The sequence below is a fragment of the Serratia sp. MYb239 genome, from assembly GCF_002966855.1.
Lineage (GTDB): Bacteria > Pseudomonadota > Gammaproteobacteria > Enterobacterales > Enterobacteriaceae > Serratia_B > Serratia_B rhizosphaerae.
Genome location: NZ_CP023268.1, coordinates 1,124,906 through 1,149,106 on the forward strand (window position 1 = coordinate 1,124,906; position 24,201 = coordinate 1,149,106).

The 24,201-nt window shown below is 56.5% G+C and carries 25 protein-coding genes, 1 tRNA gene, 1 pseudogene and 1 riboswitch; of the genes and pseudogenes, 7 read left to right on the top strand and 20 right to left on the bottom strand.

Annotated features, from left to right (window positions below; translation table 11 throughout):
- Positions 1–52: 52 nt before the first annotated feature.
- The 4 genes from purK to ppiB form a co-directional block, all read right to left on the bottom strand.
- On the bottom strand, positions 53–1,120 hold the full coding sequence (purK, locus tag CLM71_RS05315) for a 5-(carboxyamino)imidazole ribonucleotide synthase (RefSeq protein WP_105230081.1): 1,068 nt from the start codon (positions 1,118–1,120) through the stop codon (positions 53–55).
- On the bottom strand, positions 1,117–1,641 hold the full coding sequence (purE, locus tag CLM71_RS05320) for a 5-(carboxyamino)imidazole ribonucleotide mutase (protein ID WP_105230082.1): 525 nt from the start codon (positions 1,639–1,641) through the stop codon (positions 1,117–1,119). The genes purK and purE overlap by 4 nt, the downstream gene beginning before the upstream one ends.
- A gap of 177 nt (positions 1,642–1,818) precedes the next feature.
- On the bottom strand, positions 1,819–2,541 hold the full coding sequence (locus tag CLM71_RS05325) for a UDP-2,3-diacylglucosamine diphosphatase (protein WP_105230083.1): 723 nt from the start codon (positions 2,539–2,541) through the stop codon (positions 1,819–1,821).
- A 10-nt stretch (positions 2,542–2,551) separates the two neighbouring features.
- Positions 2,552–3,046 carry a peptidylprolyl isomerase B gene (gene ppiB, locus CLM71_RS05330; RefSeq protein WP_105230084.1) on the bottom strand — a complete coding sequence of 165 codons (495 nt, stop codon included), beginning with the start codon at positions 3,044–3,046 and terminating at the stop codon, positions 2,552–2,554.
- A gap of 286 nt (positions 3,047–3,332) precedes the next feature.
- Between ppiB and cysS the strand changes: the two genes are divergently transcribed.
- Positions 3,333–4,718: a cysteine--tRNA ligase gene (cysS, locus tag CLM71_RS05335; RefSeq protein WP_105230085.1), complete on the top strand. Its 1,386-nt coding sequence runs from the start codon at positions 3,333–3,335 to the stop codon at positions 4,716–4,718.
- A gap of 52 nt (positions 4,719–4,770) precedes the next feature.
- Here cysS and malI read toward each other — a convergent pair whose 3' ends face one another.
- The 4 genes from malI to folD all read right to left on the bottom strand — a co-directional run bounded on the left by malI (position 4,771) and on the right by folD (position 8,731).
- Positions 4,771–5,787: a Mal regulon transcriptional regulator MalI gene (gene malI, locus CLM71_RS05340; protein ID WP_105230086.1), complete on the bottom strand. Its 1,017-nt coding sequence runs from the start codon at positions 5,785–5,787 to the stop codon at positions 4,771–4,773.
- A 90-nt stretch (positions 5,788–5,877) separates the two neighbouring features.
- On the bottom strand, positions 5,878–7,377 hold the full coding sequence (locus CLM71_RS05345) for a PTS transporter subunit EIIC (protein WP_105230087.1): 1,500 nt from the start codon (positions 7,375–7,377) through the stop codon (positions 5,878–5,880).
- Positions 7,378–7,641: 264 nt separating this feature from the next.
- Entirely contained in the window at positions 7,642–7,854 is a 213-nt protein-coding gene (gene ybcJ, locus CLM71_RS05350) for a ribosome-associated protein YbcJ (protein ID WP_105230088.1), read from the bottom strand.
- Positions 7,855–7,864: 10 nt separating this feature from the next.
- Positions 7,865–8,731, bottom strand: coding sequence for a bifunctional methylenetetrahydrofolate dehydrogenase/methenyltetrahydrofolate cyclohydrolase FolD (folD, locus tag CLM71_RS05355; RefSeq protein WP_105230089.1), 867 nt, complete (start codon positions 8,729–8,731; stop codon positions 7,865–7,867).
- A gap of 319 nt (positions 8,732–9,050) precedes the next feature.
- On the opposite strand from folD, the gene CLM71_RS05360 reads away from it, so the two are divergent.
- Positions 9,051–9,127 (top strand) — tRNA-Arg (locus CLM71_RS05360).
- Between the two features lie 287 nt (positions 9,128–9,414).
- Positions 9,415–9,648: a DUF4282 domain-containing protein gene (locus CLM71_RS05365; protein WP_105230090.1), complete on the top strand. Its 234-nt coding sequence runs from the start codon at positions 9,415–9,417 to the stop codon at positions 9,646–9,648.
- Between the two features lie 719 nt (positions 9,649–10,367).
- Here the strand turns inward: CLM71_RS05365 and CLM71_RS23880 are convergent.
- The gene (locus tag CLM71_RS23880; protein ID WP_158684786.1) at positions 10,368–10,544 is read right to left on the bottom strand and encodes a hypothetical protein; all 177 of its coding nucleotides are present in this window, start codon (positions 10,542–10,544) and stop codon (positions 10,368–10,370) included.
- A 410-nt stretch (positions 10,545–10,954) separates the two neighbouring features.
- Positions 10,955–11,095, bottom strand: a pseudogene (locus CLM71_RS05370) (LysR family transcriptional regulator); the annotation flags it as partial.
- A 214-nt stretch (positions 11,096–11,309) separates the two neighbouring features.
- Here CLM71_RS05370 and CLM71_RS05375 point away from each other — a divergent pair.
- Both CLM71_RS05375 and CLM71_RS05380 read left to right on the top strand, forming a co-directional pair.
- Positions 11,310–11,753, top strand: coding sequence for a cupin domain-containing protein (locus CLM71_RS05375; protein WP_105233224.1), 444 nt, complete (start codon positions 11,310–11,312; stop codon positions 11,751–11,753).
- Positions 11,754–12,378: 625 nt separating this feature from the next.
- Complete coding sequence (locus tag CLM71_RS05380) at positions 12,379–13,827, top strand: GGDEF domain-containing protein (protein WP_105230091.1); 1,449 nt, start codon at positions 12,379–12,381, stop codon at positions 13,825–13,827.
- A gap of 40 nt (positions 13,828–13,867) precedes the next feature.
- Here the strand turns inward: CLM71_RS05380 and CLM71_RS05385 are convergent, their stop codons facing one another.
- Both CLM71_RS05385 and CLM71_RS05390 read right to left on the bottom strand, forming a co-directional pair.
- Positions 13,868–14,344 (bottom strand): cold-shock protein, encoded by a 477-nt coding sequence (locus CLM71_RS05385; protein WP_105233225.1) that lies wholly within the window; start codon positions 14,342–14,344, stop codon positions 13,868–13,870.
- Positions 14,345–14,484: 140 nt separating this feature from the next.
- Entirely contained in the window at positions 14,485–15,648 is a 1,164-nt protein-coding gene (locus CLM71_RS05390; protein ID WP_105230092.1) for a M20 peptidase aminoacylase family protein, read from the bottom strand.
- Between the two features lie 334 nt (positions 15,649–15,982).
- Between CLM71_RS05390 and cspE the strand changes: the two genes are divergently transcribed.
- The gene (gene cspE, locus CLM71_RS05395) at positions 15,983–16,192 is read left to right on the top strand and encodes a transcription antiterminator/RNA stability regulator CspE (protein ID WP_105230093.1); all 210 of its coding nucleotides are present in this window, start codon (positions 15,983–15,985) and stop codon (positions 16,190–16,192) included.
- A 61-nt stretch (positions 16,193–16,253) separates the two neighbouring features.
- Here cspE and CLM71_RS05400 read toward each other — a convergent pair whose 3' ends face one another.
- The 3 genes from CLM71_RS05400 to crcB form a co-directional block, all read right to left on the bottom strand.
- Complete coding sequence (locus CLM71_RS05400; RefSeq protein ID WP_105230094.1) at positions 16,254–17,444, bottom strand: Bcr/CflA family efflux MFS transporter; 1,191 nt, start codon at positions 17,442–17,444, stop codon at positions 16,254–16,256.
- Entirely contained in the window at positions 17,437–18,048 is a 612-nt protein-coding gene (locus CLM71_RS05405; RefSeq protein ID WP_105230095.1) for a TetR/AcrR family transcriptional regulator, read from the bottom strand. Before CLM71_RS05405 ends, CLM71_RS05400 begins: the two co-directional genes overlap by 8 nt.
- 290 nt (positions 18,049–18,338) lie before the next feature.
- Positions 18,339–18,722 carry a fluoride efflux transporter CrcB gene (crcB, locus tag CLM71_RS05410; protein WP_105230096.1) on the bottom strand — a complete coding sequence of 128 codons (384 nt, stop codon included), beginning with the start codon at positions 18,720–18,722 and terminating at the stop codon, positions 18,339–18,341.
- A gap of 76 nt (positions 18,723–18,798) precedes the next feature.
- Positions 18,799–18,875, bottom strand: a riboswitch (Fluoride riboswitch).
- A gap of 203 nt (positions 18,876–19,078) precedes the next feature.
- Between crcB and tatA the strand changes: the two genes are divergently transcribed.
- Entirely contained in the window at positions 19,079–19,288 is a 210-nt protein-coding gene (gene tatA, locus CLM71_RS05415; protein WP_105230097.1) for a Sec-independent protein translocase subunit TatA, read from the top strand.
- An 89-nt stretch (positions 19,289–19,377) separates the two neighbouring features.
- Here tatA and lipA read toward each other — a convergent pair whose 3' ends face one another.
- The 5 genes from lipA to rlpA form a co-directional block, all read right to left on the bottom strand.
- On the bottom strand, positions 19,378–20,343 hold the full coding sequence (lipA, locus tag CLM71_RS05420) for a lipoyl synthase (RefSeq protein WP_105230098.1): 966 nt from the start codon (positions 20,341–20,343) through the stop codon (positions 19,378–19,380).
- A 235-nt stretch (positions 20,344–20,578) separates the two neighbouring features.
- Complete coding sequence (gene lipB / locus CLM71_RS05425) at positions 20,579–21,244, bottom strand: lipoyl(octanoyl) transferase LipB (protein ID WP_172606306.1); 666 nt, start codon at positions 21,242–21,244, stop codon at positions 20,579–20,581.
- 134 nt (positions 21,245–21,378) lie between these two features.
- Entirely contained in the window at positions 21,379–21,645 is a 267-nt protein-coding gene (gene ybeD / locus CLM71_RS05430; protein WP_015671288.1) for a DUF493 family protein YbeD, read from the bottom strand.
- 102 nt (positions 21,646–21,747) lie between these two features.
- A complete protein-coding gene (dacA, locus tag CLM71_RS05435; protein ID WP_105230099.1) occupies positions 21,748–22,959 on the bottom strand; it encodes a D-alanyl-D-alanine carboxypeptidase DacA in 1,212 nt (403 codons plus the stop codon).
- Between the two features lie 173 nt (positions 22,960–23,132).
- Positions 23,133–24,197, bottom strand: a complete 1,065-nt coding sequence (gene rlpA / locus CLM71_RS05440) for an endolytic peptidoglycan transglycosylase RlpA (RefSeq protein WP_105230100.1) — start codon at positions 24,195–24,197, stop codon at positions 23,133–23,135.
- Positions 24,198–24,201 lie beyond the last annotated feature (4 nt).

Consider the following 24,201-nt stretch of genomic DNA (forward strand, 5'->3'; position numbering starts at 1 on the left):
CCAATAACAAAGGGTTCGGCAGTGCCGAACCCTTTTTTTGCCGCAGCGCGGATTACGCCAGTTTCTGCTGTGCCCAATTCAGGCCGCTTTGGTACTCGACGGGCAGCAGCGGTTCCAGCTGCTGCAACGCCTGCCGCAACGTACCGGCGTTGGGATCGTTGAGGTTCAGGTGCCCGACTTTGCGGCCGGCGCGCACCTCTTTGTCATACCAGTGCAGATGCACCAGCGGCAGTCCCAGCCAGGCGCTGTCCACGTCGGTGCCGATCAGGTTCACCATCACCGACGGAGTATTGACCACCGGCGTCGGTAGCGGCAGGCCGAGAATGGCGCGCAGATGCAGCTCGAACTGGCTGATGGAGGCGCCGTTTTGCGTCCAGTGGCCGCTGTTGTGCACCCGTGGCGCCAGCTCGTTGATCAGCAGCCGCTCGCCGACGATAAAGCACTCCATCGCCATCACGCCGACATAGTCCAGGGCGTTGAGGATCGCTGACAGCATCTGTTCCGCCTGCTGCTGCAGCGCCGGGTTTGGCGTCGGCAGCGCCACGCTGGTGCGCAGAATGCCCTCTTCGTGCAGATTATGGGTCAACGGATAAAACACGCATTGGCCATCGTGCCCGCGTGCGCCCACCAATGACACTTCGCCGGAGAAATTGATGCCCTGCTCGACGATGCACTCGCCATAAGCGTCGGCCGGCAGTTCGGCTTCCTGGCCGGGGCGCAGGCGCCACTGGCCGCGGCCATCGTAGCCGCCGACACGGCGTTTGACGATTGCCAGTTCACCCAGTTTGGCGAACACCTGCGGCCATTCGGCCGCGTCAGCCAGCAGTTGCCACGGTGCGGTCGCCAGATTCAGCTGGTCAAGCAGTTGCTTTTGCGTCAGGCGGTCGGCCAGACGCGGGAAGATATCACGGTTGACGAAGCTGCCGTGGGTCGCCAGTTCGCGCGTCAGCGCGGTTTCCGGCCAACGTTCGATCTCGGCGGTAATCACGCTGTTTTGATACGGCACCGCTTCCGGTTCGGCATCCAGACCGACCGGATAGACGGCGATCCCCAGCGGTTCGCCGGCCTGGCGCAGCATGCGGCCCAACTGGCCATTGCCCAGTACGCAAACCGGCTTCATGCTTCCTCCCGCGGATCCGGATTGCCCAGCACCTCGTCGGTCTGCGCCTGACGCCAGTCGGCCAGCCGCTGCGCCAGGGCGCCATCGTGGCGCGCCAGGATCTGCGCCGCCAGCAGCGCGGCATTGGCCGCGCCTGCCTTGCCAATCGCCAGCGTGCCCACCGGAATGCCGCGCGGCATCTGGACGATGGAATACAGGCTGTCCACGCCGCTCAGCGCCGCGCTCTGCACCGGCACACCCAGCACCGGCACCAGCGTTTTCGCCGCCAGCATACCCGGCAGGTGCGCCGCGCCGCCAGCGCCGGCGATGATCACATCGAAACCGTTAGCGTCGGCCTGTTCGGCGAAGCTGAACAGTTTATCCGGCGTGCGGTGAGCGGAGACGACTTCAACATGGAACGGGACATCAAGCGTGGTCAGGACGTCGGCCGCAAATTGCATGGTGGCCCAGTCACTTTTCGATCCCATTACAATTGCGATTTTAGCGCCAGCGGTGGTGGCTGAAGCGGCGTTGGCTCCCATGGGTGTAAGGCTCCTGTCATTGTACAAGCGTTGGCCAATTGCCTGAGGCGGCAAGCCATTTGAGGGCGTAGAGCATACCACGGGTGCACAGTAAGGAAAACGGTTGCGTGGCCGGTTTTCACCGTGAAAAGCGCGAATTTTTCCACTCGCGCCTGAAGTCAGGAAGTTAGCGCTGTATCAGAACGGGAAGGCGATCAGCTCGACGTCGTCACGGCTGACTTTGATCATTGAGCCTTCCTGGTGCCAGGCGCCCAATACCGCGCGATGCGCCGCTGCGCCGTGCAGCGAAAGTTCGTGGATGGCGGGACGATGCGTATGGCCGTGGATCATCCAGTGCACGTTGTGGCGCGCCATCGTCTGCTCAACCGCCTGCGGATTCACGTCCATAATATCCAGCGTTTTGTGCTGATTGCTCTGCTGGCTGCGGGCGCGCATACCGGCGGCGATTTTCAGACGCCAGCGCAGCGGTAGCGCCAGAAACAGTTTCTGAATCAGCGGATTATGCACGCGGCGGCGGAAGTGCTGGTAGTCACGATCGTCGGTGCACAGTGTGTCGCCGTGCAGGATCAGGATGCGGCGGCCGTACAGTTCCAGCACCTGCTCTTCCGGCAGCAGGGTCATGCCGCTGGCGCGGGCGAAGCGTTTGCCCAGCAGGAAATCGCGGTTGCCGTGGATGAAATAGCAGGGGACGCCGGCCTGCTGCAGCGCCTTCAGCGCGGCGGCGATCTCGGCGTGCAGCGGTTCAGGATCGTCGTCGCCGATCCAGGCTTCAAACAGGTCGCCAAGGATATATAACGCGTCCGCGTGAACGGCGTCGCGCTGCAAAAAATGCAGAAAACCGGCAGTAATTGCCGGTTCCTGTGCGCATAAATGCAGATCTGCGATAAACAGCGTGTGCATGCCGTCGCAATTACTCGCTGACGGTAACGCTGGTGACGACCACGTCTTCGACCGGTACGTCCTGGTGCATGCCGCTGCGGCCGGTTTTCACGCCTTTGATCTTGTCGACCACGTCCATGCCTTCGACTACTTCAGCAAATACGCAGTAGCCCCAGCCCTGCGCGTTTTCGCCGCGGAAGTTCAGGAAGTCGTTATCAACCACGTTGATGAAGAACTGTGCGGTGGCGGAGTGCGGATCGTTGGTGCGTGCCATTGCCAGCGTGCCGCGGGTGTTCTGCAGGCCGTTGTTGGCTTCGTTTTTGATTGGCGCCTGGGTGCTTTTCTGGTTCATGCCAGGTTCAAAACCACCGCCTTGAATCATAAAGCCATTGATAACACGGTGGAAAATGGTGTTGTCGTAGAAACCTGCGCGGCAGTAGTTCAGGAAGTTTTCAACGGTGACCGGTGCTTTGTCGGCAAAGGTCTTGATGACGATGTCGCCGTGATTGGTGTGGAAAGTAACCATAGTTTTAATCCTAACAAGGTGAAGTGAGATGTTACAGCGGACTGTAAACAATCAGACCGACCTTATAACATATCTCTATTAGCGAGTCAGCAGCGGGCTTGGCTTGCGCTGTCTGCCCGTTGATTTTTGTTATAAGATAACAGCGGAAGGCGGCGCGCGGCGCCGGGTTTTCTGCCGAGGATGTCAGCATTCCTTGGCCTTAACCTTGCATTACTGCGGTCTTCGGGGTTCAATACGCGGATCCCTGTTATTAATATTGTTACAACGCACACCACGGAATGTCCCGATGCTAAAGATTTTTAATACCCTGAGTCGTCAAAAAGAGGAATTCAAACCAATTCATGCCGGAAAGGTCGGTATGTATGTGTGCGGGGTAACCATTTACGATCTGTGTCATATCGGCCACGGCCGCACCTTTGTCGCCTTTGACGTAGTGGCGCGCTACCTGCGCTACCTCGGTTACGATCTGAACTACGTACGCAACGTGACCGACGTGGACGACAAAATCATCCGCCGGGCGGCGGAAAACGGCGAAACCTGCGATCAACTGACCGGCCGCATGCTGGCGGAGATGCACGCCGATTTTGACGCGTTGCTGATTGAACGTCCGGATCAGGAGCCGCGCGCCACGCAGCATATCGCCGAGATTATCGAGATTACCCAGCGCCTGCTGGATCGCGATCACGCCTACGTGGCCAGCAACGGCGACGTGATGTTCTCTATCGACAGCGATGCGGATTACGGTCTGCTGTCGCGCCAGGATCTGGAACAGCTGCAGGCCGGCGCGCGGGTAGAGGTTGACGACGTTAAACGCAACCCGATGGACTTCGTGCTGTGGAAAATGTCCAAGCCGGGCGAACCGAGCTGGGAATCACCGTGGGGCGCAGGCCGTCCGGGCTGGCACATCGAGTGCTCGGCAATGAACTGCAAACAGCTTGGCACCCATTTTGATATTCACGGCGGCGGTTCGGATCTGATGTTCCCGCACCATGAAAACGAAATCGCCCAGTCCAGCTGCGCTCACGACGGCCCGTACGTCAACTACTGGATGCACTCCGGCATGGTGATGATCGACCGCGAGAAAATGTCCAAGTCGCTGAACAACTTCTTCACCATTCGCGACGTGTTGGGGTATTACGATGCGGAAACCGTGCGTTGCTTCCTGATGTCCGGCCACTACCGCAGCCAGCTGAACTACAGCGAAGAGAACCTGAAACAGGCGCGCGCTTCGCTGGAGCGTCTGTATACCGCGCTGCGCGGCACCGACCCGGCGGCACAGCCTGCCGGCGGCGAAGCCTTTGAGGCACGTTTCCGCGAGGCGATGGACGATGACTTCAATACGCCGGAAGCCTATTCGGCGCTGTTCGATCTGGCGCGCGAAGTCAACCGCCTGAAAAGCGAAGATATGGCGGCGGCCAACGCCATGGCGGCCGAGCTGCGCAAACTGGCGAAAGTGCTGGGCCTGCTGCAGCAGGAGCCGGAAGCGTTCCTGCAGAGCGGCGCGCAGGCCGATGACGGTGAAGTGGCAGAGATTAAAGCGCTGATTAAGCAGCGTAACGACGCGCGTAAATCGAAAGATTGGGCGCTGGCGGACTCAGCCCGCGATCGGCTGAACGAAATGGGTATCGTGCTGGAAGACGGCCCGCAGGGCACCACTTGGCGCCGTAAGTAAGCGCTATAAAGCGGTTCTCAGGCCGGGCGAGTGTTTCACTCCCCGGCTTTTTTTATGCCGACTCCCGGCTGACCAACTGGCCGGACAGCGTGATGCGCTGGGTCTGTAACGCCGGCTCCTTCAGCTGGCGCAGCATCAGCGCGGCGGCCTGACGGCCGGTTTCTTCGCTGGCGGAGGAGACGTAGGTAAACGACGGCGAGGTCAGGTTGACGTGCAGCATATCTTCAAAGCCAATCAGCGCCACCTGCTGCGTCAGAAACACATCCTTGCCGATGGTGCGGCCTACCTGATGAATACCGTTGATACAGCCGATCATGGCGTCCGGCGAGTGGCAGAGCAGGGCGGTGATGGTATTGTTTTGCTCGAGCAAACGACGGGTGGCCTGGCTGGCGGCGCGGGTATCGTCGCTGCAGGCGGGGGCGGACTCTTCTTTGCAGGCGATGCCGTGCTGGGCAAGCATGCCATGAAATCCCAGTAGCCGCTGCTGGCGAATCAGTGAATCCTGTCGGCCGCCAATATAGCCGATGCTGCGGTGCCCGCGTTCGATCAGATAGCGGGTGGCCAGCCCCGCGGCCTGGCGGTTATCGCGCATCACCAGGTTACACTCCTCCTCCAGCAGCGATTGCGAAACCGCCACCAGCGGCAGCGGACACTGGCGGATAAGCGCGGGCAGCTGCGGGCGGGCGGCATCGGACGCCAGATAAATCACTCCGGCCACTCCCTGCTGCTTGAAAGAGAGCAGACAGCGTTCCAGGTGCTCCTGTTCATCCTGCGGCTGGCCGAGAAACACCATATAGCCCTGGGCTTCCAGTTCCTGCACGATGCTGGCCATCACCTTGATGGAGAAGCTGTCGCTGAAATCCCGCAGGATCAGGCCAATCAGGTTTGAGGTGCTGGCGCGCAAATTGGCTGCCGCCACGTTGTGCACGTAGCCCAACTGGCGGATAGCGGCCTGCACCCTGGCGATGGTGGCGTCGGAGATTTTGCCCTTCTGGCGCAGAACCAGCGACACCGTCGAGACGGAAACTCCCGCCTGTTTTGCCACGTCGATAATGCTGACTTTCTTCAAACCTGCTCCCGGAAAAATCCGCCGTAATCAGCGAGATAAAACAACGTCTCCGAACGATGACGGAGACGTTCACAGCCTACCATCTTCCGCTTATTTGCCAATCATCGTCGACATGGTTTGGGCAATAAATTGCGCCCGCGCGCCAAAAATCACCTGAATACCGCTATCGCCGACGAACACCACGCCGCGCGCCCCGAGGCCGTTCAGGCCGTCTTTATCCACCGCTTTGCTGTCCGCCACCTCAAGACGCAGGCGGGTGATGCAGGAACCGACGGAGTCAATATTCTGTGCGCCGCCCAGCAGGCCGATGATTTCCGTTGCCAGCTCGGTGTCGGTCTTGTCATCCGCATTGGCGGTTACGTTGGTGCGGCCCGGCGTTTTGACGTCGAAGCGGCGGATGACAAAGCGGAAGGTGAAGTAGTAGATCAGCGCCATCGGAATACCGACGATAACGGCGCTGAGGAAGTGGGTCTGATATCCGTTGAACGAAGGCAGAATGCCGAATGACAGGTAGTCGATAAAGCCGGCCGAGAACGACTTGGCGATATGCGCATGCAGCAGATACATGGTCATATACGCCAGGCCGGCCATGATGGCGTTAAAGACGTACAAAATCGGCGCCACGAAGATAAAGGTGAACTCCACCGGCTCGGTGATGCCGGTCAAAAAGCAGGTCAGCGCGGCGGAAAACAGAATGCCGGCGGCGATTTTTTTGTTGGCCGTCTGGGCTTCATGATACATCGCCAGGCAGGCCGCCGGCAGGGCGAACAGCATCAGCGGGAATTCGCCCTGCATAAATTTACCGGCGTCCTGATAGCTGTCGCTGCTGAAGGATTTCACACCTTCTTCCAACATTTTGAACCAGATGGTCTGATCGCCGTGGATCACCTGACCGGCGGCGGTGGTGTAGTCGCCAAACGAATACCAAAAGGAGGGATACCAGATATGGTGCAGGCCAAGCGGGATCAGCGCTCGCTCCACCAGCCCGAAGATAAAGGTGGAGGCCGCCTGATTATCGCCGTTGACCACCACCGAGAGCGCATCAATGCCCGACTGAATATGCTGCCAGACGTAGGGCAGCAGCAGGCCCATGATGAACGACAAAAAAGCGGTGGCGATGGCCACAAAGCGTTTGCCGGAGAAGAAGCCGAGAAATTCCGGCAGTTGCATAGCGTGGAAGCGGTTATAGCACCAGGCGGCGAGAATGCCGCAGATCAGGCCGCCGAATACGCCCATCTGCAGGGTGGGAATGCCGACCACCAACGCATATTTTCCGCCCTGGGCGGCCATCTCCGGCGTGATGCCGAGTAGCGTACCGATGGTGATATTGGTAACGAACACCGACACGGCGGCGGACAGTGCGGCAATGCCTGATTCTGACGCCAGCCCCACCGCCGAGCCGATGGCGAACAGCATCGGCAGGTTATCGAAAATCACCCCGCCGGCGTTCATCATCAGCGGCAGATGGAATTTGTCGCCGAATGCCAGCAGCAGGCCGGCGGCCGGCAACAGTGAGATCGGCAGCATCAGCGCGCGGCCAATCATGGACAGTTTGGATAACGATTTAACAAACCCTGAGAACAGACTCATGCTGTTTTCCCCCGATGTGAGACCCTGGATGCGCTGAAAATGGCGCTGTTATTGTAAGTAGAACGTTCTAGTAGAACGTTCTACTCATCGTCTGGCAACTCGGTAGGGCGTGCAACTTAATTTTTACATTCAGTCAGAGGAAAAAGTAATTCTTTGACGATGATCGAGAAATAGACGGCAGGAGGCAGCATACGAGGGGGACGAAAAGGGGAACCTGAGAAAGCCGGGTTGCGCGTGTGCAACCCGGTTTTTTAATCGCGGCGATTAAGCCTGAACGGTGACCGTCCGGCCGGCAAAGCTGACCTGCTGTCCGGCAACGATTTTGCAGCGTTTGCGGGTTTCCTGCTGGCCATCAACCTTGACCAGACCATCGGCAATGACTTCTTTCGCCGCGCCGCCGCTTTCACACCAGCCCTGAAACTTCAGCAGATCGCAGAGTTCGACGTGCGGGTGGTTATCCAGATTAAAAATTTCCATACTGCCTTACTTATTTAGGTTGAACGTCATGATATTCCTCGCAGGCCTGCAAGGTGTTTTGAATCAGCGTGGCGACGGTCATCGGGCCGACGCCGCCGGGAACCGGCGTAATATAGGCGGCGCGTTCGCTGGCGGCTTCGAAGTCGACGTCGCCGACCACTTTGCCGCTTTCCAGACGGTTGATGCCGACGTCAATCACGATGGCACCCGGTTTGATCCAGTCGCCCGGGATAAAGCCCGGTTTACCGACGGCCACGACCAGCAGATCGGCATTTTCCACGTGATGGCGCAGGTTTTTGGTAAAACGGTGCGTCACGGTGGTGGTGCAGCCGGCCAGCAGCAGTTCCATGCTCATCGGGCGTCCGACGATGTTGGATGCGCCGACCACTACCGCGTTCAGGCCGTAGGTATCGATATTATAGCGCTCCAGCAGGGTGACGATGCCGCGCGGGGTGCACGGGCGCAGCTTCGGCGCGCGCTGGCACAGGCGGCCGACGTTGTACGGGTGGAAGCCGTCGACGTCTTTGTCCGGATGGATGCGTTCCAGCACCTTGACGTTATCAATGCCGGCAGGCAGCGGCAGCTGCACCAGAATACCGTCTATTTCCGCGTCGGCGTTCAGCTGGTCGATCAGCTTGAGCAGCTCTGCTTCGCTGGTGGAGGCCGGCAGATCGTAAGAGCGGGAAACAAAGCCGACTTCTTCGCAGGCACGGCGCTTACTGGCGACATAAATCTGTGAGGCCGGGTTTTCGCCCACCAGCACAACCGCCAGACCCGGCGCGCGTTTTCCTGCGGCCAGACGTTGTTTAACTTGCTCAGCCACTTCGCTTCTAACCTGCTGCGCAATCGTTTTACCATCAATAATCTTTGCTGCCATCGGTGTGGAAATCCATCATTTAAGAAAAAGCGGGGGATGGCGCTATTTTGTCAGAAGCTGAGCGCGCTGTCAGGCGCTGAATCGTGTTAATGTCGCGATAACGGTGAAGGAAAAAAGGGACGAGGCCATGCAATATGCACGTTTTCATATCAGTAAAACACCTGATTAGCGCTCAGAGATCATGATGTTAGCGCACGACGGTGGTGGAAAAAGCAGCATAAAACGTCCTGGCGGCGGCGACACAATGAAAAGGCATTGACTCACTCTCTTCGGGCCGTATAATCCAAGCCGCAACCCCGGGTTGCCGCATCTCTTCAATGCGCCCTTAGCTCAGCTGGATAGAGCAACGGCCTTCTAAGCCGTAGGTCGTAGGTTCGAGTCCTACAGGGCGTGCCATTTCAGATTTGGGCTTTTTTCTGCAACAAAACGGTCATCTTTCCTTCATTCCGTTTATGCTTGATTGATCTTAATATGGATAAATCAAGGGCGTTATTATTTTATAAAAATATTTCCCCGTCCCAGTAACGATAATTGCATTCCCCTGCCGCATGTCATAAATGTGATTTAGCCCCTATCAACGCGTATATATGACTAGCCGCACGCCTGATTAATATGACAGAATGGAACAGCTACACAGTGTAGAAACTATGGAATAGTATATATAAAAGCAAGGTGGGTTATTAATGAGAAATGTTTTATTCTTTGATTCGATGCTTACTCCAAAAATTATCACCGTGGTTTATTGGTTAACGCTGTTAGGCGTGATAATCAGCGGTATTGGCGTCATGGCGTACAGCGGGGTGTTTAGCGGCCTGCTTGGCATCCTGATTGGCGGCGTATTTGTCCGCGTCGCATTCGAGATGATTATTATTGCCTTTAAGAATAACGAATATCTGCGAAAGATTGCGGAGAAATAGTAACTAGGTTAACTAGTGAAGATGCCGGGTATTCCCGGCATTGATTCAAAGATCATGCGATCCGTTTCAGAGTACAGGTTATTACTATTTTGTAGAAGTGCTGGTGGCCAGTTTGTGAGCATTTATTCTGATAAAAAATGGATCGTCTTTTTATGGGTAAGGAACAAATGGCATTGATAACCAGTAGGATGAATGAGTCTGCCGTATGACAGTCGGTAGTTGATAAAAGTGAGCGCCGATTCTTTGTGAGTTAAGGTACGCATAGGTCTTGCTTTTCAGGTTGACGCTGACAAAAATTTTGGAGAGTGTCGATGGGCGTTTTTTTACTAGAGGTCGGGCAATTTTGAGATTTATGAAATAAGAGTTCGTATAAAAAAGGAGGGCGCTATTGCGATGGACTTAAGAGTTGGGCTATAAAACAGGAAAAACACCAAAAAACAGAAAGGTCAGTGCACCTCAATGTATACATTGTTCCTAATGTTGCGAACGTTAAAAATAGATGTTTTTTGTGGGCTAAGAGGTAAAAAGAAAAAATTAATAGTGATTTGTGAAGTTAATTTTTAAATGCTTAAATATGAATATTAAAACTGCATAAACAAAAAATGGCGTGAAGAAAATGTAGAACTCATCGGTTGTTTATGGGCAAGCATGGCGAGACATCTTAGTGATATATGCTTGCTCCTATCAGTTTTTATTAAACCACCGTTGCATGGCAGATCTTAGAACACATCCTGATCTTCGTCATACTCTTTGGGTTTGCTGTTTACGATATATTTGACGATACAGGTAATAATTACGCTGTTTGCCAACCAGGCAATAATGGCAAACTTGCCAAGCGTATCAGTAAGCCACAGTATCGGGCTCATGATGATAAGAAAACCGATGAAGAATCGCATTTATCCGCAGTCCTTTGATCTCAACCAAAAATTCTACACGACACCAGAAGGTCATAACTTCTGACGATATATATAAAGGCCACATTGCCACTATGGCGACAGTGAGGAGGCAATAATACTCCGAATGGCATCGTGATGCACGGGAGAGGAGATGTGCAGGGGGCTACACGGTATAGGGTATTTGGGTTATCACACGCGGCGTCCGATCCGTTTCTCACAATTCAGGAACCATTATGTATTTAGTGATATTCCGCTTTGCGGGTCGGGGCCGTGCAGCCCAAGCATCTGTGTACTGACTTCAAACAGCGCTTTGATGCTACCGGCGGATCTCGCCAGCATGTCATTAATGATTGAGAGCGCGTACGGGCTAAGCGCTATTCACCTGTTGCCGGAGGCGGGTAGCGTAATGCCTCAAGCCGCTCTTCCAGACCGCGGACGGTATGGCTGAGGGCTGATTGATATACGCCCAGCCTGGCAGCGGCACGGGTGAAGCTGCGTTCCTGTGCCACCATCAGGAAGGCGATTAAATCGTTAACGTTTTCTCCTAACATCTCTGCGGTCAGCGTTGGATCATTCCGGGGTAGCGATCATTGTAGTGCTCCGGTGCTGAGGGTGCAGTCTATTAATGAATATTACTCATATCTCCTTGCGCATTTACCCACTTTTTCAGCTAAAAGAATCCCGTTACCGTTAAAGCACCGCAAATATTTGCACGATTAAGGGGACGTTATGAAATTTCTTGCTGCTTCAACCATGATGCTGTCCATGCTCGCACCGGCGGTTTCTGTTGCCGCGGAGGATGAGGATAAGGTCAAAGTACAGCGCAGCGGTGCTCAGCCCTCTCAGGCTGGCCCGACGAACTATTTTACCGGCCAGGTGCGCATCGACGCGCCTTTCCAGGGCAGCGATGATGCCCGCGTTGGCGGCGCTACCGTAACCTTTGAGCCGGGGGCGCGCACCGCCTGGCATACGCATCCGCTGGGTCAAACGTTAATCGTGACGCAAGGGCGTGGCTGGGTGCAGGAGTGGGGCGGTAAGGTGCAGGAAATGAATCAGGGAGATATCGTATGGATCCCGCAGGGCGTAAAACACTGGCATGGCGCTACGGCTGATACCGCCATGACGCATATTGCCATTGCCGAATCGCTCGACGGCAGTCCGGTGACGTGGCTGGAACAGGTCAGCGATGAGCAGTATCGCCAACGGTAGCCAGAGGGAGGCGGGGCGGCTGTGATGTCTATTATTTCCATCCAGCGTTACATCTACCTGAGCAAACTTACCCAAGGATGACAAATCTATACACTCAAGTTGATAGTGTTAACTCACCCGATGATGTTGTGTGTTATTCCTTTCCTGTAGTGTATTACCCATCCCCATTGAGTTTATCCCGCCTTGTGCGGGATTTTTTTTGTTTGTGGTGTGGGCCTGTTTCGCCGGAATCAGGGCGTCAGCGTGAAAGCCGTCATATTGATGGCAGGCCTCCATGGCGTCGGGGAACGTATTGCAGGCGATTATTTGCCCGATAAAATAATGGGAATGGATGCTTCTGTTTATTTGCAAGATATTATCTCGCACTATTTTTGTGGTTATATGTTTATTCCGCAATACAGTAGGTTGCGCTATGCTATTAACCAAAGAGGCTGCTCTGCGGGAAGCGGACCTAGACGCCGACAGATATAGGATGATTCTGTTAAATAAAGGTTAATGTGTTTTTATCTTTGCACCGTCTGGTTTTTCCCGTTGCAATCTGGTTTATATATTCTCCTTATTTTGCTGGGGCATGGAATGATATGCATACAACTGTTCTGGTCATGATGTTTGCGTGGTTCAGGCTATGAACGCCAGAATGCTTTCTAAGCATGGACTGCCGGGCGCAGTGCGTCTCGTTAATCTTTTTTTGCTGGTTTTCTTTCTTTCTCTCGTTGGCATTTTTTCCCGTCCTCTTGATTCTCTCTCCTTATTCTGGCCGGTTAACGCCATTTTGTTGGGCGTGTTATTGCGTAAGCCGGCCTATGCCAGCCCGGCAGGCTGGCTGGTGACCTATATCGCCATGATTGCCGCGGATTTGACCACCGGTGAAGGCTGGATGCTGGCGCTATGGCTCAACCTGTGCAATATGTCGCTGGTGGCGACGGGCTACTGCGTGATGCGGCTGTTGCCGCAGTCTCAGCGGCGCATGGGGAATCCACAGGCCATTTTGTATCTGTTTGCCGCCGGTCTGGCCGGGGCTGTCGTGGCGTCGACACTGTCGATACTGCGTAATGACAGCCTGTACAATAATACGGTGCTGACCGCCTGGCTGGCATGGTTTAGCGAACAGTTCTCCACAACTTTGCTGATTTTACCCGTTCTGCTGGCGGCGCCGCGCTTAAAAACGCTGCTGCGTATGCAGTATCACTGGAACCTGAGTGATGGTCTGCCGCTATTGGCGCTGCTGGGGTCGTTGCTGTTTAGCATCTATATCGGCGGCCCCGGCGCTATCGCGTTCCCGATCCCGGCGCTGTTGTGGTGCGCGGTGCGCTATCAATTGTTTACCGTCACGCTGTTGACCTTGCTGACCGGCGTGGTGGAGATCTGCACCATTTCCGCCAATGTGATGCTGTACGAAACGCCGACGTCCCGCGGCGCATTACTGGATACCCTGATGTCGGCGCGTCTGGGGATCGCCATGTTGGTGATGGGGCCACTGATTCTCTCCAGCTCGATGGTGGCTAATCGCAAACTGGTGCGCCGCCTGGAACATAGCGGCAATCATGACTTTCTCACCGGAACGCTGACGCGTAGCGCGCTGACGCGTAAGGCGAGGGAATTGCTGGAACACAAGCGGCGCTCTAAAGAAGCGGTATCGCTGCTGCTGATTGATATTGACCACTTTAAGCTGATTAATGATACCCATGGGCATATTGTCGGCGACAGGGTATTGACCCATGTTACCCACGTATTGCGGCGTGAACTGCGCCACGATCAGCCTCTGGGACGGCTGGGCGGTGAAGAGTTTGCCGTCGTATTGCCGCGCGCGCTGGCGGCTCAGGCGGTAGCGTTAGGGGAGTTTCTGCGCCAGCAGGTGGAAAAGAGCGAGGTGAAGAGCGGTCATAAGGCGCTGAAGGTCACCATCAGCGTCGGCGTAGCCAGCCTGGCGATGAAGGAGGTTAAATCCTGGGAGCAACTGATGAATATGGCCGATATCGCACTGTATCGCGCCAAGTCGCTGGGGCGTAACCGGGTTGAGTCTTTTAATGTGGTGAGCGGCAGCAGCGTCGATCACATCTGGTTTAAAGAGTAGCGGCGGCGTGAGCCTGGGTAGAGGCTCACGCATATGGCGTTTACAGGCCCTGGAGCGCCTGTAGCGTGTCGTCCAGATCGATCTCATGTTCGGAGAAGGTATGGGTCACGTTCTGGAAGGTGACCACCGACAGCATGCGCAGCGTCTGCATCTCCGGGGCGCTCTCCGTTTGCGGGCGGATACGGTTCATCAGCAGCCCAACCGATAATACGGTGTTTTCTTTGTCCACCTGGTTCTGCACCGGTACTTCTTTGGTGAAGGTGTGGAAGGATTTGATGCTGCTGATTTTTATACGTTCATTGGCAATGATGATGTATTTGCTTGGAGCCAGCACTTTTACCGCATAGGCGGAGGGCCCTTTGGCGTTATTGGTCGGCTCAAACGTTACCGCAGCGTTTTTCTTAATCAGATCGGGGTTTTGCACTTTTACCACGTGGAAATAGCGATTTTCACCATTTTCATCGGTAATAAAGCCGAAGCCTTTCTCTGCAAAAAAAGTCGTTATCTTGCCGTTCATCATCATTCTCGTTAATTCGTTCAATACAACGCTTATGATAGCGCGTAATGCGGTACAGCAACAGGGTAGCGTCGCTGCGCCCGAATGGTGGTGTCAGGCATTCGCCGCGCTGCCGCGGCGAAAAGCGGGTAACGTAGGCTTCAGGCCAGGCTGACGGCCCGTTGCGGCACCTGCGCCAGTTGCTGTAAGGCGCGCTCCGCCAGGCGTTCAAAGTATTGCGACGCCGGGAAAATAGCCTGTTCATCGGGCGTAAAGCGCGGATGATGCAGGCCGAACTCGCTGGCTGAGCCGATGCTGACAAAAGTGCCGGGAACGTGATGCAGATAAATAGCGAAATCTTCACCGCCCATCTGCAGTTCGGCTTCTTCGACCTGATAGCCGTACTCCGCCGCCACCGTTTTGCTGAAGTCCGCCCAGTGGGCGTGATTGACCAGCGCCGGCGGTCCGGGGTGCCAGCACAGTTCGGCCTGTGCGCCGAGCGAGGCGGCGACGCCGTCGATCACCTGGCGAATTTTATCCGGTACCTGACGGCGCACGTCACCGTTGTGGGTGCGCACCGTGCCTTCCAGCTCCACCGTCTGCGGCAGCACATTCCAGGTATTCCCGCCCTCGATGCGCGTCACGCTGACCACTACCGCCTCCAGCGAGCTGAAACTGCGGCTCGGCAGGGTTTGCAGGGCGTTCACGATATGGCTGGCGGTGACGATGGTATCAATACCCTGTTCCGGTTTGGCGGCGTGCGCGCCTTTGCCGGTGATACGGATCTGAAAGCGATCGACGTTGGCGTAGAAGGGACCGGCGCGGGTGGCGAAGGTTCCGGTAGGCAATTCCGGGGCGTTGTGCAGGCCGAACACGGCCGCGACGCCGTCCAGCGCGCCGGCGTCAATCAGCTGCTGCGCGCCGTCGCAGGTTTCTTCCGCCGGTTGGAAAAAGATACGCACCCGGCCCGGGAGCGAGGACTCACGCGCTTTAAGCAGGTGGGCGGCGCCAAGCATCACCGCAGTGTGGAAATCGTGCCCGCAGGCGTGCATCACCCCATGCTGACGTGAGGCGAAGGGGACATCGGCGAGCTCTGCAATCGGCAGGGCGTCAATATCGCCGCGCAGGGCGATTAGCGGCCCGTCGCCGCTGCCGATTTCGGCCACGACGCCGGTGGATAGCGCCAGCGGCAGGATGCGTATATCGGCCTGTTGCAGCCAGCGGGTAATACGTTCGGTAGTGGCGAATTCCTGATTGGACAGTTCGGGGTGCTGATGCAGTTCACGGCGGTAGGTGATGATTTGTTCGGCCAGTTGACAGGGCATAGGCTTCTCTCGGTTAGCTGCGGTTATGCTTAACCCTAGCCCAGCGGCGGCGGAAGCAAAAAGATTATCTGGTTATATTTCATAGCCATTCGGTTTCCAGGCGGCGGTTGTGCGGCAACGTGTAGCGTGAATCGCTATTCGGCGGGGATCTGAGCGGATAATCCTGGAAATTGCGTATTTTATGGGTGGAACGGACACTTTACGCCGCCAGATGCCGGCTATTGCACTTTTTATCCGCATTATGTGATCTGAGCAGTGGACAAAAAGCCGGGCAGTTGCTGTACTGTATCTGACACACGATTTGTGTCTTACATTCACGTTAAAGGTAAGTTTGATGTCTAAGATTAAAGGTAGCGTTAAGTGGTTTAATGAATCTAAAGGTTTCGGTTTCATTACTCCGGAAGATGGTAGCAAGGACGTTTTCGTTCACTTTTCTGCCATCGTTAGCAATGGTTTCAAAACGCTCGCTGAAGGCCAGCAGGTAGAATTTGAAATCACCAATGGCGCTAAAGGCCCATCTGCAGCTAACGTTACCGCGCTTTAAGCGACACTAGCCGCTTTGCTGAAAACCCGCTCCTGATGAGCGGGTTTTTTATGGCTATCGATCAGCGGCGGGCTTTCGGCACCAGCAGGGTGAACAGCACAATGGCGATGAAATAGCAGCCGAAAATCGTCAGTGCCATCGAGACGCTGGAGGTGCCGCCCAACCCGGTGAGCGGAACGCTGCAGGCGCCGAGCGCGAACATACAGACGCCGATCAGCGCTGAAGCGCTGCCGGCTTTGTCGCCCTGGCTCTGCATCGCCAGCGAGGAAGCCGTCGGGCCGACGCTGCCGACGGCGGCAATGGCGAAGAACAGCGGCGCCAGCAACAGCGGCAACGGCGCGTGCAGCCAGCCGGCCAGCAACAGCAGCAGTGAGGCGCTGGCCGCCAGCGTCAGCCCGCATTTTAGAACCCGCAGTTCACCGAAGCGTCGGCTCAGACGCGCTGCCGTCTGGGCAGAAATTACCAGCCCGATGCCGTTCATCGCAAAGCACAGGCTGAACATCTGCGGGCTGAGACCGTAGATTTGCTGCAGGACGAAAGGCGATGCGCCGATATAGGCAAACATCCCGGCCATCACGAAGCCCTGCGTCAGGCACAACCCCATAAATTGCCGTTGGCGCAACAGGCCACCCAGCGACAACAGCATCGACAACAAGCCGCCCTGGCTGCGCCGCTCCTGTGGCAGCGACTCTTTGAGCTTCAGCAGGGACAGGGTGAAGAGCAACAGGGCGATCAGCGCCAGCGCGTCAAAAATGCCGCGCCAGTCCATAAATTTCAGCAGCGCGCCGCCCAGCACCGGCGCGACGATTGGCGCCAGCCCGTTCACCAGCATCAGCAGCGCAAAAAAGCGCGTTAACTCATGGCCTGAATACATGTCACGGGCGATGGCGCGGGAGATTACGGCGCCGCCGGAACCGGCCAGCCCTTGCAGCAGGCGGGCGATCAACAGTTGGTCGATGCTGGTGGCCAAGGCGCACCACAGCGAGGCTGCCAGTAAAATTAGCAGTGACAGCAGTAAGGGACGGATACGTCCCAGCTTGTCACTGTAAGGGCCGAAGATCAGTTGGCCAAGTCCAAGCCCCAGCAGGCCGGCGGTCAGGCTCAGCTGCGCCGTGGCGGTTGAAGTGTTGAGCTCGGCGGTCATTTGCGGCAGCGCCGGCAGGTAAAGATCGATGCACAATGGCCCCAGTGCGGCCAGAAGGCCAAGCACGGCGGCATAAACTAATCGTTGACGGGCGTGTTGTTTACTCATTAGGTGTGGCGGACTCACGGAACAGATGGGAGATAGCCTGCTGGTATAAACCTTCCAGCAGTTTGGGGTCGGCTTTTTGCGTGGTAAGCAGGCGATAACCGGTGCCTTCGCTGAGCACGGCGATAAATTCGACGCGCGCGGCGATTTCTTCGTCGCTGAACGACGGATAGAGCTGTTGCAGATTACGGCAGACGTGGCGGAACAGGCGCGCTTCGGCATCGCTCAGCATGGCGGCCACCGCCGGGTTGCGCGTGGCTTCGGCGGTCACTTCCAGCATCAGCAGGTGGTCGTCTTCGCTCTGCCCAGGTAATTGATACAGCGTCCGCGTGGCGAGCGTACCGGCAATCAGGTTGATGTGGTCGCTGAGATCCTCAAGACGCCGCATTTTATCGTTAATAATGCGGTCAACAATTTCGGCGATAATGGCGTCTTTATTGACGAAGTAGCGGTAAATCTGCCCGACGCTCAAGGCTGAACGCTGGGCGATCTCCGCCATGCTGGCGGCATGAAAGCCATATTGACGAAAGCAGACTTTCGCGGCTGCGACGATTTGGTTACGGCGCAGTTCGGCTTTCGCCTGCCTGCTTTCTGTTGGGGATGACATGTCCCGATCCTATCACTGACAAGGGAAGAAACGCAGTTTGAGTGCGAACGTTCATTCTCAATTGTAGCGCAGGCGTAATTATTTGTGAAAGTCTTTACGCGGGCCGACGGCGGCCCGTTTAGCTGAACAGATAAAGGTGGAGAAACGCGGCAACCGTGGCGACGCACAGCGCGGCGGCGGCAACTTCAGCGGCGGTTTTCGGCATATTCCACATAGCGATCCTCATCCGGTTTTTATAACACTGGATGAGGATTATCCGTATGCAAGATTAAGAAAACATTAAGCGCGGGTTACTGCCCGGTGATCCAGGCGACCAGCAGGTACGCCAGCATGGTCATCAGCAGTGAGCCGGCCAGGTTCAGCATGGCGTTGGTCAGCGCCCACAGAAAGCGCCCGTCCTGCAGCAGGGAAACCACTTCCAGCGAGAAGGTGGAAAAGGTGGTCAGGCCGCCGCAGAAACCGGTCGTGAGCAGCAGGCGCCAGGTGGGATCGATAGCGCTGGCGCGGGCCATCAGCGCCATCGCCAGGCCGATAATAAAGCCACCCAGCAGGTTGACGGTCAGGGTGCCCAGCGGAATTGCCGGGTGCAGCGGATTGAGCCGCAAACTGATGCTCCAGCGCAGTACGCTGCCTAAGCCGCCGCCGATAAATACGGCCAGTAAAGAATTCAACATGGTCAGAAAGCCCTTTCAAACAGAAGAGTAGGATGCTCAGAAGGGTACGGGCGCAACGCTACGCACCTCACTCTGAGGTTACGTAGACATCATCAGCCGGTCAGGCGGTTTATCCCTTATCGGGGCTGGAGGAATGTCATCTCCGTGGTCGATAAGTTGTAACTATCGATGGTGTTGATGTTACACGTTGCGCAGGGGGTTTTGTAGCCCCGGCGGCAAATTACGCCGACGATCGGCGATCTTACTCTGTTACAGCTTGCCGTTGTTTTATTTGTCAGAAAGCGGATAACTAGGCGCAGGCAAGGTTTATCTCTTTCGCTGTGTCCTGCGGCATATATGTATTAAAGAAGGTGAATATGGAAGGAATCAGTATTACCAAACTGTTGGTGATTGCGGTATTGATCGTCTTATTGTTCGGTACCAGCAAACTGCGTACGCTGGGCGCTGACTTGGGCGCGGCGCTGAAGGGCTTTAAAAAGACGGTGGGTGATGATACCCCGCCGGTGCAGAATACGGCGGACAGCAGTGCCGCAGGCCAGCAGAACGTCGAGAAGAAAGACGTCTGAGGCCGCATAAAAAACGGATGCCCTAGGGCATCCGTTTTTTTGTGCTGTCAGTCAGCCAAAGCGTAACAAAACGTTACCCTGCTACGGCATTATTTGACTTCCATACCTTTCGCCTGCAGGTCGGCGTGATAAGAAGAGCGGACAAACGGACCGCACGCCGCGTGGGTAAAGCCCATCGCCAGCGCTTCTTCTTTCATCTCTTCAAACTCCGCCGGGCTGACATAGCGCTGTACCGGCAGGTGGTGGCGGCTTGGCTGCAGGTATTGACCCAGCGTCAGCATGGTGACGCCGTGACGGCGCAAATCACGCATCACTTCAATAATTTCTTCGTTGGTTTCCCCCAGACCGACCATCAGGCCCGACTTGGTCGGAATATCCGGGTGTGCTTCTTTAAAGCGCTCCAACAGCTTCAGTGACCACTCATAGTTGGCGCCCGGGCGCACCTGGCGGTAAACACGCGGCACGTTTTCCAGGTTGTGGTTGAAGACGTCCGGCGGCGTCGCCGTCAGGATATCCAGCGCGCGATCCATACGGCCGCGGAAGTCCGGCACCAGGGTTTCGATTTTGATGTCCGGATTTTTAGCGCGAATGGCGCTGATGCAGTCGGCAAAATGCTGGGCGCCGCCGTCGCGCAGGTCGTCGCGGTCAACGGAGGTGATCACCACATAGCGCAGCGCCATATCGGCGATGGTTTGCGCCAGTTTTTCCGGTTCGTTGGCGTCGGGAGCAACAGGACGGCCATGAGCCACGTCGCAGAACGGGCAGCGACGGGTACAGATAGCGCCGAGGATCATAAAGGTGGCGGTACCGTGGTTAAAACATTCAGACAGGTTAGGGCAGGAGGCTTCTTCACAGACCGAATGCAGACCATTCTTACGCATTGCGGCCTTGATGCCCTGAATCCGCGTTGAGTCGGCGGGCAGTTTGATTTTCATCCACTCGGGTTTACGTAACAGCTCCTGCCGTTCGGTGACCACCGTTTTGACCGGGATCAACGCCATTTTGTCTGCATCGCGGTATTTGACGCCGCGTTCCATCTGAATTGGTTTACTCATAGTCGTGCAGGTTCCAGTTACGAAACTCGACTTTTGTTTTTATCTTTTAAGATCAATAAATTAAAAAGCCGTAGTAAGAAGTAGGTAAAAACTTGGCGATACTATACCACTTTTACCGCGATCCATTCAGCCCCTGTATCGCGCTGGGGCGTGTGCGCCATTATACGCGTTCTTACGGCTTTGCCGTAGTTAAGCGGGTGCATCCCGTGCGGTCAGGGAAAGAGGGCGGGCAGCGCTACAGATAATCACCTAAAGCCCAACTGCCCGTTTCAACCTGCCGATAGCCGAGCTGGCGGACAAACTCCTGCACCAGAACCGGCGCCACGTCCTCCAGCGACACAGCGGGCGCCAGCGCGCTGACCTGGGTCATCTGCATGCCGGCATAACCGCAGGGGTTGATGCGCTGGAACGGGCCAAGATCCATTGCCACATTGAGCGCCAGACCGTGGAAGGAGCTGCCTTTGCGGATGCGCAGCCCCAGCGAGCAGATTTTCTGGTCGCCGACGTATACGCCGGGTGCGTCAGGGCGCGCGCGTGAATCAATATGGAAGTGGGTGAGGGTATGCACCACGGTGTCTTCAATCGCGCTGACCAGTTGGCGGACGCCGATTTTATTGCGCTTGAGATCGACCATCACGTACATCACCTGCTGGCCGGGGCCATGGTAGGTGACCTGGCCGCCGCGATCGCTTTGAATAACCGGGATATCGCCGGGCATCAGCACGTGTTCCGCTTTGCCGGCCTGGCCTTGGGTGAAGACCGGGGAGTGCTGTACCAGCCACAGTTCGTCCGTGGTGTTTTCGCTGCGGCGATCGGTGAAGTTGTGCATGGCCTGGGAGACTGGCTCATAGGGTTGCAGCCCCAGCTGACGGACTATGATCTTATCGTGTTGCACGGGCATCGTCAGGTTACAGAAGTGGTGCGGTCATTATATCGGGCGCTCCGGCCGACGACCAGCGTTTAGCGCCCCAAAAATGCGCAACCCGGGCGGACTGGCGTCGGACCCGGGTTGGTCAGTCGTAGTGTCTGTGGCGATTACAGCACCATACGGACAATCTCAATGTTGCCCAGCTCTTCATACAGCTTCTCCACCTGGTCGATATGGGTGGCGTTGATGGTAATGGAGACGGAGTGGTAGTTACCTTTGCTGCTCGGTTTAATCTGCGGATTATAATCACCGGGCGCGTGGCGCTGCACCACTTCAACTACCTGGTCAACCAGCTCAGGCTGTGCCAGCCCCATCACCTTGTAAGTAAATGAGCAAGGGAATTCGAGCAGTTCGTTCAGTTTCGTTTTTTGCATGTGCGGGCGCTCCAGCGTGACATCTTTTCTAAATTATAACTCCCGCCGGAGCGGGAGTTAGTGTTATTTACCATATGGGGGCGTTTTTGCCGGTTTCAAGCGTTAGCCGAACCAGTGGTGGAACATCAGCTTGATGTAGTCCACCAGACGACCGAAGATGCCGCCTTCTTTCACTTCATTCAGCACCACCAGCGGACGCTGGTCGATGGTTTTGCCGTCCAGCTGGAAGTTGATGCTGCCCACGACCTGATTTTTGGTCAGCGGCGCGTGGATTTCCGGCGTGTTGAGCACGTAGCTGGCTTTCAGATCTTTCATCCGGCCGCGCGGAATGGTCAGGTAAACGTCTTTGTCGACGCCCAGCTCAACGCGGTCGGCGTCGCCGAACCATACCGGCTCAGAGGCGAACTCTTTACCTGCCTTCAGCGGTGCGACGGTTTCAAAGAAACGGAAGCCCCAGGTCAGCAGTTTTTTACTTTCGGTTTCACGGCCTTTATAGGTATGGCCGCCCAGCACGGCGGAGATCAGACGCATCTGGCCTTCGGTGGCGGAGGCCACCAGGTTGTAGCCTGCAGCGTTGGTATGGCCGGTTTTGATGCCGTCGACGTTCAGGCTTTTATCCCACAGCAGGCCGTTACGGTTGACCTGACGAATGTTATTAAAGGTGAACTCTTTTTCTTTATAGATGGCGTACTCATCCGGTACGTCGCGGATCAGCGCCTGGCCGATCAGCGCCATATCGCGCGCGGAGCTGAACTGCCCGTCGGCATCCAGACCGTGTACGGTCTTGAAGTGGGTATTTTTCAGACCTAACTGCTGAACGTAGTTGTTCATCAGGTTGACGAACGAATCCTGGCTGCCTGCCACGTAGTCGGCCATCGCCACGCAGGCGTCGTTGCCGGACTGCAGGTTGATGCCGCGCGTCAGTTTGGAGACCGGTACGCGATCGCCCGGCTTCAGGAACATCAGTGAAGAACCTTTGAACACCGGGTTGCCGGTCGCCCAGGCGTCTTGCCCGACGGTGACCAGATCGTCCTGGCCGATCTTACCGGCTTTCAGCGTCTGGCCGATGACGTAGCTGGTCATCATTTTGGTCAGGCTGGCCGGGTCGCGACGCGCATCCGCATTGGATTCCGCCAGTACCTTACCGGAGTTGTAATCAATCAGGATGTAAGATTCCGCATCAATTTGCGGAACACCCGGGATCATGGTTTTGAGATTAGCGTCTTCGGCCTGCGCGCTGCTGGCGGCGCCCATGGCGATAACGGTGCTGAGCGCGATGCCCTTGATTAAGCGAAAAGAAGTTACATTTTTCATGATCTGGACTACAACATCCGTGAAAGTAAGTTAAAAACGTGCCTCACTATAGCAGATGGGATCCCGGCAGGCATTAGCCAATCCTCTGACCGATCGCGGTTTTTACATTTTTAGCTGCGAGAACGTATTTCAACTAAAACTGCGGATCGGCGCGAGCCTGCCGGACGCCATGCTTAAGGTGCGGCGGTGACAAATGATTGTTGTTGCGCTTCCGCGACCAGCCGCTGCTGCAGCGCCAGCGCCTGCTGACGATCGCTGAACGGGCCGAGCTGTACGCGATGTACGGCGCCGTTGACGGATACGCTGCCCGGCACGCCGAACTGCTGGCTGAGTTTCTGCTGCCATGCCTGCGCGCGTGCGGCGTCGCTTAACGCCCCCACCTGAACAACATAGCCGGCGGTTGACGCGGAAGCGGCGGTTGCGGCGCCGGCCGTGGCGGACGCTGCAGCGGCTACCGGCGCCGACGAGGACGCCGCGGCGCTGTTGCCGGCCTGAACGTCGCCGGGGGCCGTGCCGATCAGGCCGCCGTTGCTGCCGGTTTCGGCAGTGGCCTGGCCGTTGGTCAGGCTGCTGTTATCAATGGCGCGTACATTGTTGTTGTTCAGCGCCGGCGCGTCTTGTTGCACCGGGGTACCCATGGCGCCGCTGCTCAGATTCGGCCGCGCGGGCAGGGCATAGCTCTGTTTGGCGACGGTGGTGCCGACGGTGCCTGGCCCGCTCAGCGTACCGTCCGGAGCGACGTTGATAAAATCAACTTTCACCCGCGTATTGTTCGACAGATTCAGGCGGTCGGCGGCGGCTTTCGACAGGTCGATAATGCGCCCTTTCACGTAAGGGCCGCGATCGTTGACGCGCACCACCAGCTGACGGCCGTTGGCCAGGTTGGTGACGCGCACGTAGCTTGGGATCGGCAGCGTCGGGTGCGCCGCGCTCAGGGCATAGGGATCAAACGTTTCGCCGATGGCGGTGCGGTTGCCGCTGGACTCTTCGCCGTACCAGCTTGCCAGCCCGGTCTGTGAGAAATTCTGCGGGTTTTTGACGATGCGGTAGCTGTCGCCGTTCACTTTATAATCCTGCAGCGTGCCCGGGTTATAAGGTTCATAATGAGGCTCCACGCCGCTGATTTCGACCACCGGGCCGTTATAGGGCGCGGCGGGCGGCGCCTGCTGCTCATCAGTGGTGGCACAGGCGGAAAGTAATACCGCTGCCGCGCCGATCCAAAGCCATTCCTTACGCATTACT